We start from the raw sequence: 16,566 nt of genomic DNA on the forward strand, positions 1-16,566 counted from the left end.
CATCTGGTTAGCTGTATCCATGGCCGAAACCCGAGCGGGAACCACCGCGCTGCCCCAGGACCTGATCGACGTCGATGCCGTGCGGTCGGCCTACTTCGACCGGATTCCCGATCCGCAAGATCCCGCCCAGCGGGTGGCCTTCGGCACCTCCGGCCACCGCGGCCGGTCGTTGGAGGGTTCCTTCAACGAACGCCACATCCTGGCCATCACCCAGGCCATCGTCGAGTACCGCGCCTCCCAGGGCATCTCCGGTCCGTTGTTCCTGGGCAAGGACACCCATGCCCTCTCGGATCCCGCCCAGGACACCGCAGTGGAGGTCCTGGTCGCCAATGACGTGGACGTCCGGGTCGACGCACGGGGCCGGTGGACGCCCACCCCGGCGCTGAGCCATGCGATCCTCACCCACAACCGGCTCTTGTCCGGCGGGACCGGACGCGCCGACGGGATCGTCATCACCCCCTCGCATAACCCGCCCACCGACGGCGGGTTCAAATACAACCCACCGCACGGCGGACCCGCCGATTCGGAGGCCACCTCCTGGATCGCCGGACGCGCCAACGAGCTGTTGGCTTCGAACCTGTCGGGGGTCAAGCGGATCCCGCTGGCCAGGACCCGCGGGGCGGCGAACCTGGGGGCCCACGACTTCATGGCCGCCTACGTGGACGCGCTACCTTCCGTGCTGGACCTGGAAGCCATCCGCGGCGCCGACGTACGCATCGGCGCCGATCCGATGGGCGGGGCCTCGGTCGACTACTGGGGGGCCATCGCCGAACGCCACCGGCTGGACCTGACGGTGATCAACCCAGCAGTCGATCCTCGCTGGGCCTTCATGACCCTGGACTGGGATGAGAAGATCCGCATGGACTGCTCCTCCCCCTTCGCCATGGCCGGGCTCATCTCGGCGGTACGCGACGGCGGCGCCGACTTCGACATCGCCACCGGCAACGACGCCGACGCCGACCGCCACGGCATCGTGACCCCCGATGCCGGTCTGATGAACCCGAACCATTTCCTCGCGGTGGCCATCGACTACCTGTACCGGAACCGCCCGCAGTGGCCGGCCGGGGCCGGAGTCGGCAAGACCCTGGTCAGCTCCTCGATGATCGACCGGGTGGCCGCCTCCCTCGGCCGCGAACTGGTCGAGGTGCCGGTGGGCTTCAAATGGTTCGTTCCGGGCCTGCTGGACGGAACCGGGGTCTTCGGCGGCGAGGAATCCGCCGGAGCGAGCTTCGTGCGCTTCGACGGGTCGCCGTGGACCACCGACAAGGACGGGATCCTGCTGGGGTTGCTCGCCTCCGAGATCCAGGCCGTGACCGGCTCCTCGCCCAGCACGCACTACCGGCGGCTGACGGAGGCCTTCGGTGCGCCGTCGTATGCACGCATCGACGCACCGGCCACCCGCGAACAGAAGACGGCCCTGGGCCGCCTGTCCGCCGCCGATGTCACCGCCGACACCCTCGCCGGGGAACCGATCACCGCCCGGCTGACCGAGGCTCCGGGAAACGGTGCGGCCATCGGCGGGCTGAAGGTCACCACCGAGAACGCCTGGTTCGCCGCCCGCCCCTCGGGCACCGAGGATGTCTACAAGATCTATGCCGAGTCCTTCACCGGAGACGATCACCTGCATCAGGTCCAACGGGAGGCGAAGGCCCTGGTCGACGCGATCATCGGTTCGGCCTCTTGACCGTCGAAATGATGAAAACCACTCGTTTGCGGAGATTTTGACAACCCCTTCCGTTACAATGCCATAACTTCGCTCCATCCCTTGTCCCACAAGGGATGCACTTGACCAACGGGTCGGTGTAAGCCCGGTCAAAGGCTGGTTTTCGGCTGCAGGCGAACATCCTCTTGTTAGCGTTAAGGCTGAAAGCCAATTACTCGCCCTTTCATCTCGACCCGTGGGACACCGCCGTTGAAGGCACCCGCGGGATTTGCTGTCGGGGCGGGTCGCCGAAAAATCGGTCTGCCTCCACCCGGACCCAGGCCGTGGACGGGAAAACGTGAACACTACTGACACAGGGCAACCTGCGCTACGCGTCTCGAATGCGTACAAGGTCTTCGGCCGTCGGGGCAACGAGGCCGTCAAACTCCTGAAGAACGGAAAAACCCGCCAGGAGGTCGCTTCCTTGGGAACGGCCGCCGTCATCGACGCGAGCTTCGACGTCAAGCCCGGCGAGATCTTCGTCGTCATGGGCCTGTCGGGCTCGGGCAAGTCGACGCTGATCCGCATGCTCAACGGGCTCTGGCCCATGACCAGCGGCTCGGTGGTCGTCGGTGACACCGATATCGCCAAGGTCTCGGCCAAGAAGTTGCGCCAGGTCCGCCAGAAGCACATCTCCATGGTCTTCCAGCACTTCGCCCTGCTGCCCCACCGCACCGTGATGCAGAACGCAGCCTACGCGCTGGAGATCCAGGGCATCTCGAAGCAGGAGCGCACCACCCGGGCCCAGAAGATCCTGGACGTCGTGGGACTCAAGGGGTGGGGCGATAAATACCCCAGCGAACTCTCCGGCGGCATGCAGCAGCGTGTGGGCCTGGCCCGCGCCCTGGCCTCCGAAACCGACATCCTGCTGATGGACGAGGCCTTCTCGGCACTCGACCCGCTGATCCGTCGCGATATGCAGGAGCAGTTGGCCTCACTGCAGGCCGAACTCGGCAAGACGATCGTCTTCATCACCCACGACCTGAACGAGGCCATGTTCCTCGGGGACCGGATCGCGGTCATGCGCGACGGGGAGATCGTCCAGATCGGCACCCCCGACGACATCCTCACCCGCCCGGCGAACGACTACGTCTCAGCCTTCGTGCGCGACGTCGACAGGACCCGGGTGCTCACCGCCGGAACGGTCATGGAGACCCCGCGTTCCGTCGTCAACCTCTCCGGTGGTGCCCGCAATGCGTTGCGGACCATGCGCGAACTGCAGACCTCGGCCGCCTTCGTGCTGGACCGGCAGCGCAAGCTGCTCGGAGCCGTCCGCGACCGCGAGGTGATGGGCCTGCTCGAACGCGGAGGTACCGACCTGGAAGAAATCATCACCGTCGGCAATGACCCGGTCACCGCCGAGACGGCGCTGAACGACCTGTTCGGCCGCTCCGTGGAGTCGCCGGTACCCCTGCCGGTCGTCGACGACGAGGGCCGGCTCATCGGCGCCATCGCCCGCGCCACCCTCCTCTCCGCGCTGGGCAACGTCCCCTCGACCACCAGCAGCGTCCCGGTGGTCGCCGCCGACCAGCCGGAAGACACCGATGCCCCCGCGGCTGCATCCGACGACGAAGGAGGTGCCCTCTAAATGACCGATCAGCTATTCCGCATTCCCGTCGGCCACTGGGGCGAAGTGGTCCTCAACTGGTTCATCGCCAACCTCGGCGGGCTCTTCAACCTCATCAAGTCCTTCTTCCAGAACTGGTACGACGGGCTGGCGTGGATCCTCACCGCTCCGCCGTTCTGGGTCGTCATCCTCGTGCTGGCCCTGCTGGCCTGGCTCCTGCGCAGTTGGAAGATGGCCATCGGTACGGTCATCGGACTGCTGTTGATCTACGGGATGAACCAGTGGGAGCACTCGATGGAGACCCTGTCGCTGGTCCTGGTGGCCAGCATCGTCGCGGTGATCATCAGTGTTCCGCTGGGCATCCTCACCGCCAAATCCAAGATCGTTTCGGCGGTCGTCAAGCCGATCCTGGACTTCCTGCAAACCATGCCTGCCTTCGTCTACCTGGTCCCGGCGATCCTGCTGTTGGGGATCGGCGTCGTTCCCGGAATCGTGGCCACGATCGTGTTCGGCATGGCGCCGGGCACCCGCTTCACCGAATTGGGGATCCGCAGCGTCGATACCGAGGTCGTCGAGGCCGGCCAGGCCTTCGGCGCCTCCCCGGGACGCATCCTGCGCCAGATCCAGATCCCGCTGGCGCTGCCGACCATCATGGCCGGCATCAACCAGGTCATCATGCTCTCCCTGTCCATGGTGGTCATCGCCGGCATGGTCGGCGCCGGTGGTCTCGGCAAGGATGTCTACGCCTCCCTGACGACCCTGAACACTCCCCTGGGTGTCGAATCAGGTCTGTCGGTGGTCATTCTGGCCATCTTCCTGGACCGCATCACCGCCTCCCTGGGCCAATCCAACGTGCCGGCGAAAAACGGCTAACGACCCTACGCCCCGCTGGCGGGGCGCGAAGAAAGGAAATGAACAATGCAAAGGAAATTCGCATCAATGATGGGGATCGCCGCCACGGCGGCCCTCGCGCTGACCGCCTGCGGCAGCGGCGACACCGGAAGCAGCGAATCCGAGGTCCCCGACTCGCCTGAGAACGGCGACCAGGCCGCGCTGAACATCGGCGTCATGGCCGGCTGGGACGAAGGCGTGGCCGTGTCCAACCTCTGGAAGCAGATCCTGGACAAGAAGGGCTACGACGTCGAACTCACCGACGCCGATGCCGGCCCGGTCTTCGCCGGTGTCGCCTCCGGTGACCTGGACCTGACCATGGACGTCTGGATGCCGCTGACGCACAAGAAGTACTTGAAGAAGTACGGCGACGACATGACCAAGCTGGGCACCTGGTACGACGATGCCAAGCTGACCATCGCGGTCAACGAAGACGCCCCGATCGATTCGCTCGAGGACCTGGCGGCCAATGCCGACAAGTTCGGCAACACGATCTATGGCATCGACCCGGGCGCCGGGCTGACCGACACCACCGAAAAGGCGGCCATCCCGGACTACGGCCTGGAGAAGATGGACTTCAAGACCTCCTCCACCCCGGCCATGCTGGCCCAGCTGAAGAAGGCCACGGACGCCGATGAGGACATCGTCGTCACCCTGTGGCGCCCGCACTGGGCCTACGACGAGTTCCCGATCAAGGATCTGAAGGATCCCAAGGGTGCCATGGGCGACGCGGAAACCATCACCTCCTACGGCAACGCCGACTTCGCCGACACCTACCCGGGACTGACCGAGTGGTTGAACGACTTCACGATCGACGATGACCACCTGTTCTCCCTGGAGAACGCCATGTTCAACGACACGGACACCGATGACTACGGACCGATCGTCGACAAGTGGATCTCCGAGAACCAGGACTACGTGGATTCGCTGACCGAGAAGTAGCCACGATCCATCGGCAGGTGCCATGGCACCGACCGTAGCGAAGGGCCCGGACCGCATTGAATGCGGTCCGGGCCCTTCGTCTGTCGGGGCACTCGGCCGGGCGGATCAGCCGATCGAACGCATGATCTTCCGCTTGGCCCAGCCGAAGGGCGGGTAGACGGCCCGCAACGTATCGAGCATCGCGGTCTTGGACAGCACCGGACGTTGCTGGCTGAAGGTATCGAACCCGAATTTGCCGTGGTAGTTCCCCGTCCCCGAGGCCCCCACCCCGCCGAAGGGCAGCGCGGGGACCGCCAGGTGCATGCTGCACACATTATGGGCGATCGCCCCGGCCCGCACCTGGTCCTCGAAGGAGGTGTGCAGGCGCGGGCGTTCGCTGAACAGGTAGGCGGCCAGCGGTGAGGGGCGGGAGTTGATGAACCGCACCGCATCATCGAAGCGGTCGACCTGGATGATCGGCAGGATCGGACCGAAAATCTCCTCCGTCATCACCGGGGCCGCCGGGTCGACGTCAGCCAGGACCGTGGGGGCGATGTACCTCGCCTCCGCGTCGCTGGTCCCCCCGGCCACCACCCGTCCCTGCCCCAGATAGGATTCCAGACGTTCGAAGTGCGAGGCGTTGATGATCCGTCCATAGTCCTTGCTGCCCGAGGGGTCCTTCCCATAGAACGCGCCGATGGCCTTGGGCAGCTGCTTTTCCAGTTCGGCCGCCGCCGTGGCCCCGACCGCCAGGACGTAGTCCGGGGCGACACAGGTCTGTCCGGCATTCATGAACTTCCCGTGGGCCAACCGCCGGGCGATGGCGGGGAAGTTCCCGTCGGCGACCACCGCCGGACTCTTCCCGCCCAGTTCCAGGGTCACCGGGGTCAGCGTTTCCGCCGCGGCCCGGGCCACGATCTTCCCGACCCGTTCGCCTCCGGTGTAGAAGATGTGGTCGAAGTCCATCTCCAGAAGTTCGCTCGTCGTCTCCGCGGCCCCCTCCAGGACCGCGACAGCGCGCCGATCCAGGTACTGCGGGATGAGGGCGGCCATGACCGCCGAGGTGGCCGGAGCCAGTTCGGAGGGTTTGAGGATCACCGTGTTCCCTGCCGCCAGGGCACCGACCAGCGGGCCGAGCAGCAACAGGACCGGATAGTTCCAGGGGGCGATCACCAGGACCATGCCCAACGGACGCGCCTGGACGCGGGCCGACGCCGGTTGCAGCGACAGCGGGACCTTCACCGCCTCATCCGCCATCCAGTCGCCCAGGTGCAACAGGGCATGATCGATTTCGGCCTTCACCCGATCCAGTTCGGTCAGCCGGGATTCGGCCGCCGGTTTACCCAGATCCGTCATCAACGCGTCACATAGGGTCTGTTCTTGATCCTGGATCAGCCGTTCGAGTGCCTTGAGCTGGGCGCTGCGGAACCTGCGGGGGTGGGCCAGCCGGGAGTCGGCGGCATCACGCAGCCGGCGGGCCGCGGTGGCCGGGAGTTCGGCGTCGGGGCCCGCCGGCACGACGGGCGCGGAAACTGCTGGGGGACGGGAACGTCGGTTCATGGCCATGGGTACGACACTAACGTGGACACCGCCGGCGGGGCAGCCGGTGGGTTTGCCGCCCCCAGTGGGGGACTGTAGGCTCACGATCACTGACACGGGGTGTCCGCCACCGGCGCGGACTGAGAGCACACCCGGCAAGAACCTGATCTAGTTCGTACTAGCGGAGGGATGTCGCCCATGCACCAACATGCGCCCACCTTGGCCCATTCACCCACCGACTGCTTTGTTGAGGCGGTGCTCGCATGAGCGCGCCGGTTCCCGGAAGCGGGATCTACCTCGTCGCCAACTCCACCAGCACGGCCGGACGGCCCTTGGCCACCATCGTGGCCGAGGCCGTCGCCGCGGGGGTCGGGACCATCCAGCTGCGCTGCAAGGACCTGTCCGCCCGCGAATTCCTGGCCGAGGCGGCCGCCTGCGCCGAACACACCGCGGGCCGGGCCCTGCTGCTGCTCAACGACCGGGTGGACGTCTACCTGGCGGCCCGTGCGGCAGGGATCCGCGTGGACGGGGTCCATATCGGCCAGAAGGACCTGCCCGCCGAACTCGTCCGGTCCCTCATCGGACCCGATGCCGTGCTGGGGCTCAGCGCCAGCACCGAGGACCACTTCGCGGCAGTAGCGGAACTGCCGGCAGGCACCATCGACTATCTGGGCACCGGGGCCGTCCGGGCCACGCCCACCAAGAAGGACCACCCGACCCCGCTGGGGTTCCCCGGCCTGGCCTCGTTGATCTCCCGGGCCCCGCTGCCCTGCGTGGCGATCGGCGGGCTGGGCTCCGGCGACGCCGCGGACGCGCACACCGCCGGGGCCATCGGCATGGCCGTCGTGCGGGCCATCTGCTCCGCCGCCGAACCCCGGGACTCTGCTGCCGCCCTGGTTCAGCAATGGACCCGGGCAGCACGAACGGAGACCGCATGAGCGCCCCGAACACCCCCAACATCCTGTCCATCGCCGGGGCCGACCCCTCCGGCGGGGCCGGGATCCAGGCCGACCTGAAATCGATTGCCGCCTGCGGTGGCTACGGGATGGCGGCGATCACCGCACTGACCGCCCAGAACACCCGGGGGGTCACCGGGGTCCATACCCCTCCGGCGGAATTCCTCACCCGGCAACTTGAGACGGTCGCCGCCGATATCCGGATCGATGCGGTGAAGATCGGCATGCTGGCCTCCGCCGAGGTCATCGAAGCCACCACCGCCTGGCTGGGTACCCGCCCGGGCACCACCGTCGTGGTGGACCCGGTGCTGATCTCCACGTCCGGGGACCGCTTATTGGAGCACGACGCCGAGGAGGCCCTGCGTCGGCTGCTCCCGTGGGCCGATGTCCTGACCCCGAACACCGCGGAATTGGCGGCACTGCTCGAGGAGCCGGTCTGCACCCGGTGGGACGACGTCCTGGACCAGGCAGCCCGGCTCGCGAGGCGGTATTCTGTCCTGGTCCTGGCCAAGGGCGGCCACCTCACCGGCAGCCGGTGCCCGGATGCCCTCGTGGGCCCCGACGGCGTCATGGCTGCCGTGGAGGGTGACCGCATCGACACCCCGAACACCCATGGGACCGGGTGCTCGCTCTCCGCGGCGCTGGCTACCCTGTGGGCCCGCTGCGGGGACTGGGGGGATGCCCTGCGGCTGGCCCGCGGGTGGCTTGAAGGCGCCCTGCACCGTGCCGATGAACTCGAGGTCGGCGAAGGACATGGTCCGGTGAATCATTTCGGGGCGCTCTGGGACGGTGCGGCGATCCCGACGACGGGGGCCTTGCTGGGCACCTGGTGGAACGATCTGGCACCGCTGCGTTCGGGGATCGACGATCTGCCGTTCATCCGTGCGCTGCGGGACGGGACCCTGCCCTCGGAGGACTTCCACTTCTATCTGGCCCAGGATTCCTTGTACCTGCGGACCTACTCCCGGGTCCTCTCCCGTGCCGCCGAGTTGGCGCCGAACCGCGAAGAGCAGCAGTTCTGGGCTTCCGGGGCCGTCGGCGCCCTCGAGGAGGAGGCGAATCTACATCTGCACCGGCTCGGAGATGCCCCCGATCCGGAACCCAGCCCCACCACCTCGGCCTACCTGAACCACCTGGTGGCCTCCGGCGATTCCTATCCCAAGCTCGTGGCGGCCATCCTGCCCTGTTATTGGCTCTACCAGGACATCGGCCAGCGGCTGGCCGCCGCGGCCCACCCGGGCCACCCCTATGCCGACTGGCTCGCCGCCTACTCCTCCCCCGAGTTCGACGAAGCCACCAGCGAGGCCATCGCGCTGGTCCAGAAGGTGGCCTTGCGGGCGGGTTCCACCACCCTGGCCGGGATGCGTCGCGCCTTCGACGAATCGAGCCGGCAGGAATTGTCCTTCTTCGCCCAGACCCCCGAAGACGCCGCCCCGCGATCGGCCTCCCTCCCCATGCCGGTGGCGGCCATCGGCTGATGCCGGCGCACCCCGGCAGGGGGCCCGACCCCGCCGCCCCGGGGTCGGGGGCGGTAGGATTCCGTGGGGCCCCGCACCGGTGAGGCCCCACCAACCCGCAGGGCCCCGATGGAGGACACCCATGAGCAATTTCCCCGGCTTCGGCTGGACGGTCCACGGCGACGGCACAACGATTCGACCCGGCACCGTGGTGGCCCCCGATGAACGGCTGAACTGGTTCCAGACCACCGGCATCGGCGTCCAACACGTGATGGCCATGTTCGGATCCACCGTGCTGGTACCGGCGCTGACCGGCTTCCCGGTCACCTCCACCTTGTTCTTCTCCGGGGTCGGGACCATGCTGTTCCTGCTCATCACCGCCGGCCGGGTACCCAGCTACCTGGGCTCCTCCTTCGCGTTCATCGCCCCGGTGACCGCCGCCATGTCGGGACATGGTTTCGCCGGGGCCCTGGGCGGCGTCGTCTTCTCCGGTGCGGCCCTGTTCATCATCGGGCTGGTGGTGCAGAAATCGGGCACCGGGTGGATCCACGCCCTGATGCCTCCGGTGGTCATGGGCACGATCGTCGCGCTCATCGGACTGAATCTGGCCGGATCGACCACCGAGGCCATCGAGTCGGTCCCGCTGACCACATTCTCCACCGTCGCCGCCATCGTCTTCACCGCGGTCCTCTTCCGTGGCCTGCTGGGGCGCTTGTCGATCCTGGTGGGGATCATCGTCGGCTACCTGATCGCCCTGGCCCAGCATCAGATCGACTTCACCGCCGTCAACGAGGCCGGGTGGCTGGGCCTGCCGCCCTTCGCGTTCCCCGAATTCCACCTGGACACCCTGGCCCTGTTCCTCCCGGTCGTCTTCGTCCTTGTCGCCGAGAACATCGGCCATGTCAAGACCGTGGCGCTGATGACCCGCAGGGACCTGGACGACGTCAACGGCCGGGCCCTGATGGGCGACGGCATCGCCAGCATCGTCGCCGGCTTCGGTGGCGGTTCGGGCACGACGACCTATGCGGAGAACATCGGGGTCATGGCCTCCTCCCGCGTCTACTCCACGGCCGCCTACTGGGTGGCCGCGGCGACCGCCATGCTGCTGGCGTTCCTGCCGAAGTTCGGTGCCGCCATCTCCTCGATCCCCGCCGGGGTCAGTGGCGGGGCGGGAATCGTCCTCTACGGGATGATCGGCATCATCGGTGCCCGGCTCTGGGTGCAGAACCAGGTCAACTTCTCCAACCCGATCAACCTCATGACCGCCGGGACCGGACTGATCATCGCCATCGCCGACCCGACCATCACCGTGGGGACCATGCAGTTCGGCGGCATCGCCCTGGGCACGGTGGCCACCGTGGTGATCTACCACGGGATGCGCACCATCGCCCGGGTCCGTGGCACCGAGCCCACCGACGCCCCGGAGTACACCGGCGCGACACCGAGCAAACTCGGCTAGGATCGGCCCGTGGCGCACTGGAATGACTATTGGGGTACCGAGGACTGGCTCGAGGAGATCGAAGGCTGGGTCTCGATGGTGCTCGACGCCTACGACCTGCGCCGCACCGGCCCGCTCGAACGCGGGCCGATCCACTTATGGTCCACCCAGGTCCTCGTCCCCACCGATCACGGCACCTTGTACGTCAAGGCCATCAACCCCGGCCAACAGGCCGAAGTCGCCGTCACCCGGGCGGCCGCGGGGCTGGCCCCCGATCAGCTGGTCATGCCGCTGGCCGTGGAGCCGATGCGCGGCTGGATGATCTCCCCCGACTACGGGGAGACGATGGCCAGGATCCCCAGCACCGACCACCAGCTCTGGGAGCGGATCCTGCGCAATGTCGCCCGCCTGCAGAAGACCCTCCTCCCCCACGGTGACACGCTCTTCGATGCGGGTCTGACCCAATTCGATCCCCGGCATATGCCCGGATACATCGATGACCAGGTCATGTTCCACGCCTCCCTGCCCACCGGGCACCCCTTGCATCTTCCGGCCCGCGATGCCGAGGAACTGGACGACCAGCTCGGCCCGGTGCGTGATATGTGCGGTTTCCTGGCCGACGCCGCGGTGCCCTTGTCGCTGGACCACAACGACCTGCATCGCAACAACGTCTTCCTGCCGGCCTCCAGCGAGGAACCGTTGCGTTTCATCGACCTCGGGGACGCGTACTGGGCCCACCCGTTTTCCACGTTGGCGGTTCCCCTGGCCACGATGTCCAAGGAGCTGAAGACCACGCCCTCCGATCCACGGATCCGCCGGGCGGTGGCCGCCTACCTGCAGGAGTGGGAGGAATACGGCACCCCGGCCGAGCTCGAGCGGCTCGTCGAACCCGCCTTGCGGCTGGGGAAGCTGCAGTCCCACGGGACGTGGCTGGCGATGCTCGCCGGAGCCAGCGAGGCCGATATGGAACACTATGCGGTCCAGGCCCTACGGCCCTTGGCCGAGCTGGTCACCCCCCTGACCCTCTAGGAGCCTGGATCCGCAGGTTTCTTATCTGCGGCTTCACGCTGGGGCCAGAACCCGCGGGCCTCCAGGGCCGCGGCCAGGACATCCGCCCGGTCGGTCATGATCCCATCCACACCCAGGTCGATCAGCCGGTCCATGTCCTCCCGCTCGTTGACCACCCAGACGTGCACCTGGATGCCCTCGCGGTGGGCCTGGGCCAGGAAACGCGGGGTGACCACGCGCAGTCGCCCCTGGCGTTCGGGAACCTGCAGGGCGGCGACCCCGCGAAGCCGCGGGCGCAGCAGCGCGAACAGCCCGACCTTGCCCAACAGGACGGCCAGTGCGCTGGTCACCAACCCCGGGCTTGATGCCGCGGGGGCATCCAGCAGACGCAGCACCCGGTGGCGCCGGGCGTCCGAGAACGAAGCCACCAGCACCCGGTCGTGGGCCGCATATTTGTTGACCAGTGCGGCGAACGGGCCCACCGAGGCCTCGTCCTTGATATCAACGTTCAACCTGACGTCCGACCAGGCGGCGAGCACGTCCTCGAAACGGGGGATCCGGCGTCCCGAGACGCGCAGGGCGGCGATATCGGCATGATCGTGGTCGGCGACCGCCCCCCGGCCGTCGCTGACCCGTTCGAGCTCCTCGTCGTGGAAGACGACCACCACACCGTCCCGGGTGGTGTGCACATCCAGTTCCAGGTAACCGAAGCCGCGCTCCACCGCCGCCGCGAAGGCCTCCATGGTGTTCTCACCCCCGGTCAGTGCCTCACCACGATGGGCAAAGGCCAACGGGCCTCCCTGCCGGGCGGGGCCACCAGTAGGATGCAGGTAGGGGAACCTGCGCGCTTGACGAGTTCTCACAGCGCCGACTCTACCGTCCAAGGAGGTCCCCGGTGGGGGTAGCGAAAGTACACCATGCCTGCGCCGCCCCCGGGCCGGACCCGGAGGACAACTTCGAGCGCCTCCGCGTCTGGGCCGACACGGCCGCCCAGGCCGGTGCCTCCCTGCTGCTCACCCCGGAACTCTTCGTCACCGCCGAGGCAGGCACCGGCTCCGCGATCCTACGCGAGAGGCTGCGCGGCGTGGCGGCGACCTCGGGGGTGGGATTGGTGGCCTCCACCGTTGAGGCGACCGGGGACAGGATCTTCGTCGGGGCCCACTGGTGGGATGCCCATGGGGCCCTGGTGGCCCACACCCGCAAACGTCATCTGGCCGACTGGCAGGTGGCCCGCGGCTTCTGCGGATGGGAGGGAGCCCCACCGATTATTCCTGAAGCGGTATATTCCGTGTCGGGCGTGGACTCGCCGGTGGCCCTGCTCTTTTCCGCCGATGCCCGGGATCCATCGGTGGGCTATTACCTACGCGACCACGGGGTCCGGACCCTCCTGGTCCTGAATGAGGCCGGGACCTGCGAGGCGGCCGTCGTGCCCGCCGGCCAGTGGTCGGCGAAGAACACGGGGGTGCCGTTCCCGCAATCGGGGCCCCTGCCCGAGGCGCTGTTGCGCCCCTTGCCCAGGATCCCCGATTCCTGGTGGTCCGGCCCGGAGCCGACGCATCCCTCCGACATCGGCTCCTGAGCCGACCGCTGCGGAGCCTTCCCTAGAGCGGCTCCCCGGAGAGCAGGCGTTCGATGACCTGGGCGACCCCATCCTCCTGCAGCGAGGCAGTCGTGCGCCCCGCCGCGGCCTTCGCCAGTGCATGCCCCGACTCCATCGCGTAACCCCGGCCGGCCCATGCGAGCATCTGCACGTCATTGGGCATGTCTCCGAAGGCCACGACCTCGGCGGCGGTGACCCCGAGTTCCGCGGCATACTCGGCCAGGGTGACCGCCTTGTTGACCCCGGGATGGGACATTTCCAGCAGCGAGACGCCGGGGGCCGAATGGGTCACCGAAACCAAATCGGCGACCTCGGGTTCCACCAGTGATTGGAAGGCCTCGGCCTCATAGGCGGAGGTCTTGGCGAGTAGTTTCACCACGCCTTCGGCTTCCAGACGGCCCACGTCGAAGGGCGCCTCGGCCATGACGGGCAAGCGGGCCGCTTCCCCGGCCTGGAGGAATCCGGGTTCGAGCAGGAGCCCCGATAAGGTCTCCGCGGCGAAGGTCGCTGCGGGCTCGAGGGCCTGGATGCGCCGGCGGACCTCGCCGACCGCCGGGCCGGGGACCTGGTGGCTGCCCAGGATCCGTTCGCCCTCGAGGTCGTAGACCAGGGCGCCATTGGAGCAGATGACCGTCCCCAGATGGCCCAGCGCGCGTTGCACGGGGCTCAGCCAGCGGAAGGGCCGCCCGGTCACGAAGACGACATGGATCCCTGCTTGCCGGGCCGCTGCGAAGGCCTGGACCGTCCGCGCGGAAATGGTCTCGTCCGCGTGCAGGATCGTCCCGTCGAGGTCGCTGGCGATCAGTCGCATGGATGTTCCTGGCTCATCGGTGGATCGGTCAGGAGATCTCGTCGCGGCGCGGAGGGTTCGCGCCGGCGCGCGACACGGTGATCGCCGCGGCCCGGGCGGCATAGTCCAGGATCTCCTCGAGCTGGCCGACCGAAAGCCCGCGCAGGGATTCCCGGTGCGCCGCCCCGACCAGCCCGCGGTCCACGAGCGTGGACAGCAGGGCCGCCATGAACGAGTCACCGGCCCCCACGGTGTCGGCGACATCGACGACCGGGGCCTGGGTCCGCGCCTCCCCGGCGGCGACCACGCCCCACGGGCCGCCGGAGCCGTAGGTGGCCACCACCATGGCCGGACCGAGTTCGAGCCAGGCGTGCGCGGTCTCCTCAACGCTGCGCTCGGGGTAGAGCCAGGCCAGATCGGAGTCACTGGCCCGCACCACATCGCTGAGGGCGACGAAGCGTTCGACGTCCTCGATCGCCTGGGAATGATTGGTGACGAAACTGGGCCGCACATTGGGGTCGTAGGAGATCGTCGCATGCGGTCGGGCTCGTTCGACGGCGGCCCTGACGGTTCCGGCCCCGGGCTCCAGGACGGTGGCGATCGAGCCGGTATGCAGCAGCTGGCTATCGGCCAGGACGTCGGAGGATGCCGGGTCGAAGGCCGACAGGTCCCAGACCATGTCGAATTCGTAGCTGGCCGCCCCGACCGGATCCAGGGTGCCGCGGGCGGTGGAGGTCGGCAACCCATCGGCGGGGAGGACCTCCTGCACGTCGTTGGAGCGCAGGTGCTCGTGGATCATGGCCCCGTATTCATCATCGCCGTAGCGTCCGACGAAGGACACGGGGTGGCCCAGCCGTGCGAGTCCCACCGCCACGTTCATCGGGCTGCCCCCGACATAGGCCTGGGGCGCGGCGATGCCGCCGGACAGCACGTCAACGAGGGCTTCGCCCATAACAGTCAGCACTACTCAACCTTACCTTTGCTCTCGGTGGATGCCTCAAGACGCCCCACCGGACGGTGTTCCCGTGCGCCGTCGCCTGACCCTGCTAGGCAGGAACGGCCAATTCGGCCAAGGCCACCAGACAAGCATCCCATGCCGGGGTCCCGGGGGTGATCATCGCCTGGTGGTCGCCGGTCGTGAAGACCATCCGCGCCGGATCGCCCTGGGCCCGTGCCGAGTCGGTATAGGCCCGCGACAGGGCCGAGGGGACATCCGCATCGGATTTTCCGTGCACGGCGATGACCGGGACCCCGATGGGCAGCATCCGTACCGGATCGGCCAGCTGCCACCGCCGCGGGTCCTCCTCCGAGGTGGCTCCCATGAGCTTCACGGCCGCCGAATGGCTGAGTTTGAGCCAATTCGCCATCCACAATTCCAGCACCCCCGCCTGGCTGACCACGCCATCGACCGTCACCGCCGGATCCGCTCCCGGCGCCCCGGCGGGCAGCTTATGCCGTCCGGCGGCCCAGGCCCCGAGATGGCCTCCGGCCGAATGGCCCAGGACGACGACGTGGCCCTGTTCCAGTCCCGCCGTGGCCAGCGCCGGGCCCAGCGCATCGATGCCGGCGGAAACATCCTCGAAGGTCCGGGGCCACCCCCCGGTATCAGGGCCCGTTTCTGCGCCCTCGGTGGTCCGCCGGTATTCCAGGTTCCAGACGACCCAGCCCCGCCGGACCAGGTCGGCGGCGAGGGGGTGCCCGAGCGACGCGTCGTAGGTATCGCGCCAGAATCCACCGTGGATGATGACGATGACCCCGGGCAGGCGCCTCTCCTCGGGCACATACAGTTCGGCATACTGGCTCGGATTCGGCCCGTAGTGGTGGACCGAATCCGGGGCGCGCCCGGCCGTCGCCGCGTCGTTGGCTGCCATGGCTCAGCGCCCCGGGAAGTCGGGGGTCTCCTTGGCCAGGAAGGCGGCCCGCCCGACGACCGAGTCCTCGGTCGCGAAGGCCTCACGGAAGCTGTCCACTTCCGCCTCAAGCCCTGCGGCCACGGGGAGGCCGTTGATCCGGTTCAGGGCCCGCTTGGTGTTGTCGACCGAGGTGGGGGCCTTGGCCGCGATTTCCTCCACGGTGGCCTTCGCGCCGGCCAGCAGGGCCTCGGCGTCGTCGAACACGGCGTTGGCCAGGCCGATCCGCAGGGCCTCGTCGACCTTGATCCGGCGTCCGGTGTAGATGAGTTCGCGGGCGTGGCCGAGGCCGACCCGCTGCTGCAGGCGCACCGAACCGCCGAACCCGGGGACCAGGCCCAGATTGACTTCCGGCTGCCCGAAGCTGGCGCGGGCCCCGGCGTAGATGAAATCGCAGGCCAGCGCGAGTTCGCACCCGCCGCCGAGGGCGAACCCGTTGACGGCGGCGATGACCGGAACGGGCAGGGCCTCGAGCCGGGTGGTCACCGTATGCATCTGCCGGGCGTAGGCCTCGGCGGCATCGGAGCTCATCGAGGTCATTTCACGGATGTCGGCCCCGGCGACGAAGGCCTTCTCGCCGGCCCCGGTGAGGATGATGCCGCGAATGGGCCATTGGGCGTCGATGCCCACGGCCGCGAGTTTTTCCGTCAAGGCCAAAAGGTCCTCGACCACTGCCGAGGCCAGGGCGTTCATGGCCTCCGGGCGGTTCACGGTCACCACCAGTGCGGAGCCGTCCGTTTCGAGAAGTAGCGTCTCGTAGCTACCGAAATCCATGTGTGCTTCCTTC

At 68.0% G+C, this 16,566-nt stretch carries 15 protein-coding genes and 1 riboswitch; of the genes, 9 read left to right on the forward strand and 6 right to left on the reverse strand.

Translation table 11 applies throughout. From position 1 onward, the window contains the following. The first annotated feature begins 19 nt into the window (after positions 1-19). From pgm to ACT3S6_RS12380, 4 genes are all read left to right on the forward strand, one after another. Positions 20-1,684 (forward strand): phosphoglucomutase (alpha-D-glucose-1,6-bisphosphate-dependent), encoded by a 1,665-nt coding sequence (gene pgm / locus ACT3S6_RS12365; protein ID WP_444555204.1) that lies wholly within the window; start codon positions 20-22, stop codon positions 1,682-1,684. A gap of 316 nt (positions 1,685-2,000) precedes the next feature. Next, on the forward strand, positions 2,001-3,290 hold the full coding sequence (locus tag ACT3S6_RS12370; protein ID WP_444555205.1) for a quaternary amine ABC transporter ATP-binding protein: 1,290 nt from the start codon (positions 2,001-2,003) through the stop codon (positions 3,288-3,290). Next, positions 3,291-4,142, forward strand: coding sequence for an ABC transporter permease (locus ACT3S6_RS12375; protein ID WP_444555206.1), 852 nt, complete (start codon positions 3,291-3,293; stop codon positions 4,140-4,142). Positions 4,143-4,187: 45 nt separating this feature from the next. Further along, positions 4,188-5,102: a glycine betaine ABC transporter substrate-binding protein gene (locus ACT3S6_RS12380; RefSeq protein ID WP_444555207.1), complete on the forward strand. Its 915-nt coding sequence runs from the start codon at positions 4,188-4,190 to the stop codon at positions 5,100-5,102. Positions 5,103-5,207: 105 nt separating this feature from the next. On the opposite strand, the gene ACT3S6_RS12385 is transcribed toward ACT3S6_RS12380, so the two are convergent. Then, positions 5,208-6,647 (reverse strand): aldehyde dehydrogenase family protein, encoded by a 1,440-nt coding sequence (locus ACT3S6_RS12385; RefSeq protein WP_444555208.1) that lies wholly within the window; start codon positions 6,645-6,647, stop codon positions 5,208-5,210. A gap of 79 nt (positions 6,648-6,726) precedes the next feature. Further along, positions 6,727-6,827: riboswitch (TPP riboswitch) on the forward strand. Between the two features lie 56 nt (positions 6,828-6,883). On the opposite strand from ACT3S6_RS12385, the gene thiE reads away from it, so the two are divergent. The 4 genes from thiE (at position 6,884) to ACT3S6_RS12405 (ending at position 11,500) form a co-directional block, all read left to right on the forward strand. Continuing rightward, complete coding sequence (gene thiE / locus ACT3S6_RS12390) at positions 6,884-7,558, forward strand: thiamine phosphate synthase (protein WP_444555209.1); 675 nt, start codon at positions 6,884-6,886, stop codon at positions 7,556-7,558. Then, on the forward strand, positions 7,555-9,054 hold the full coding sequence (gene thiD / locus ACT3S6_RS12395) for a bifunctional hydroxymethylpyrimidine kinase/phosphomethylpyrimidine kinase (protein WP_444555210.1): 1,500 nt from the start codon (positions 7,555-7,557) through the stop codon (positions 9,052-9,054). Before thiE ends, thiD begins: the two co-directional genes overlap by 4 nt. A 121-nt stretch (positions 9,055-9,175) precedes the next feature. Continuing rightward, entirely contained in the window at positions 9,176-10,492 is a 1,317-nt protein-coding gene (locus tag ACT3S6_RS12400) for a uracil-xanthine permease family protein (RefSeq protein WP_444555211.1), read from the forward strand. Positions 10,493-10,501: 9 nt separating this feature from the next. Next, positions 10,502-11,500, forward strand: coding sequence for a phosphotransferase (locus ACT3S6_RS12405; protein ID WP_444555212.1), 999 nt, complete (start codon positions 10,502-10,504; stop codon positions 11,498-11,500). On the opposite strand, the gene ACT3S6_RS12410 is transcribed toward ACT3S6_RS12405, so the two are convergent. Next, positions 11,497-12,342 carry a glycerophosphodiester phosphodiesterase gene (locus tag ACT3S6_RS12410; RefSeq protein ID WP_444555213.1) on the reverse strand — a complete coding sequence of 282 codons (846 nt, stop codon included), beginning with the start codon at positions 12,340-12,342 and terminating at the stop codon, positions 11,497-11,499. The genes ACT3S6_RS12405 and ACT3S6_RS12410 overlap by 4 nt on opposite strands. 32 nt (positions 12,343-12,374) lie before the next feature. On the opposite strand from ACT3S6_RS12410, the gene ACT3S6_RS12415 reads away from it, so the two are divergent. Then, positions 12,375-13,058: a nitrilase-related carbon-nitrogen hydrolase gene (locus tag ACT3S6_RS12415; protein WP_444555214.1), complete on the forward strand. Its 684-nt coding sequence runs from the start codon at positions 12,375-12,377 to the stop codon at positions 13,056-13,058. A gap of 22 nt (positions 13,059-13,080) precedes the next feature. Here the strand turns inward: ACT3S6_RS12415 and ACT3S6_RS12420 are convergent, their stop codons facing one another. The 4 genes from ACT3S6_RS12420 to ACT3S6_RS12435 all read right to left on the reverse strand — a co-directional run bounded on the left by ACT3S6_RS12420 (position 13,081) and on the right by ACT3S6_RS12435 (position 16,553). Then, positions 13,081-13,890: a Cof-type HAD-IIB family hydrolase gene (locus tag ACT3S6_RS12420; RefSeq protein ID WP_444555215.1), complete on the reverse strand. Its 810-nt coding sequence runs from the start codon at positions 13,888-13,890 to the stop codon at positions 13,081-13,083. A gap of 28 nt (positions 13,891-13,918) precedes the next feature. Continuing rightward, positions 13,919-14,833: a carbohydrate kinase family protein gene (locus ACT3S6_RS12425; RefSeq protein ID WP_444555216.1), complete on the reverse strand. Its 915-nt coding sequence runs from the start codon at positions 14,831-14,833 to the stop codon at positions 13,919-13,921. Between the two features lie 82 nt (positions 14,834-14,915). Beyond that, positions 14,916-15,740 carry an alpha/beta hydrolase family protein gene (locus tag ACT3S6_RS12430; RefSeq protein ID WP_444555217.1) on the reverse strand — a complete coding sequence of 275 codons (825 nt, stop codon included), beginning with the start codon at positions 15,738-15,740 and terminating at the stop codon, positions 14,916-14,918. A gap of 3 nt (positions 15,741-15,743) precedes the next feature. Next, entirely contained in the window at positions 15,744-16,553 is an 810-nt protein-coding gene (locus ACT3S6_RS12435; RefSeq protein ID WP_444555218.1) for an enoyl-CoA hydratase/isomerase family protein, read from the reverse strand. Positions 16,554-16,566: the final 13 nt, after the last annotated feature.

Source organism: Arthrobacter sp. AOP36-C1-22 (assembly GCF_052377515.1).
Taxonomy (GTDB): domain Bacteria; phylum Actinomycetota; class Actinomycetes; order Actinomycetales; family Micrococcaceae; genus Arthrobacter_H.

Bases quoted from the DNA above. Each gene is read 5' to 3' on its own strand.
- ACT3S6_RS12420 (WP_444555215.1), bottom strand. From the start codon at position 13,890: ATGCGACTGATCGCCAGCGACCTCGACGGGACGATCCTGCACGCGGAC.
- ACT3S6_RS12380 (WP_444555207.1), top strand. From the start codon at position 4,188: ATGCAAAGGAAATTCGCATCAATGATGGGGATCGCCGCCACGGCGGCC.
- thiD (WP_444555210.1), top strand. From the start codon at position 7,555: ATGAGCGCCCCGAACACCCCCAACATCCTGTCCATCGCCGGGGCCGAC.
- ACT3S6_RS12400 (WP_444555211.1), top strand. From the start codon at position 9,176: ATGAGCAATTTCCCCGGCTTCGGCTGGACGGTCCACGGCGACGGCACA.
- pgm (WP_444555204.1), top strand. From the start codon at position 20: ATGGCCGAAACCCGAGCGGGAACCACCGCGCTGCCCCAGGACCTGATC.
- ACT3S6_RS12435 (WP_444555218.1), bottom strand. From the start codon at position 16,553: ATGGATTTCGGTAGCTACGAGACGCTACTTCTCGAAACGGACGGCTCC.
- thiE (WP_444555209.1), top strand. From the start codon at position 6,884: ATGAGCGCGCCGGTTCCCGGAAGCGGGATCTACCTCGTCGCCAACTCC.
- ACT3S6_RS12375 (WP_444555206.1), top strand. From the start codon at position 3,291: ATGACCGATCAGCTATTCCGCATTCCCGTCGGCCACTGGGGCGAAGTG.
- ACT3S6_RS12430 (WP_444555217.1), bottom strand. From the start codon at position 15,740: ATGGCAGCCAACGACGCGGCGACGGCCGGGCGCGCCCCGGATTCGGTC.
- ACT3S6_RS12385 (WP_444555208.1), bottom strand. From the start codon at position 6,647: ATGGCCATGAACCGACGTTCCCGTCCCCCAGCAGTTTCCGCGCCCGTC.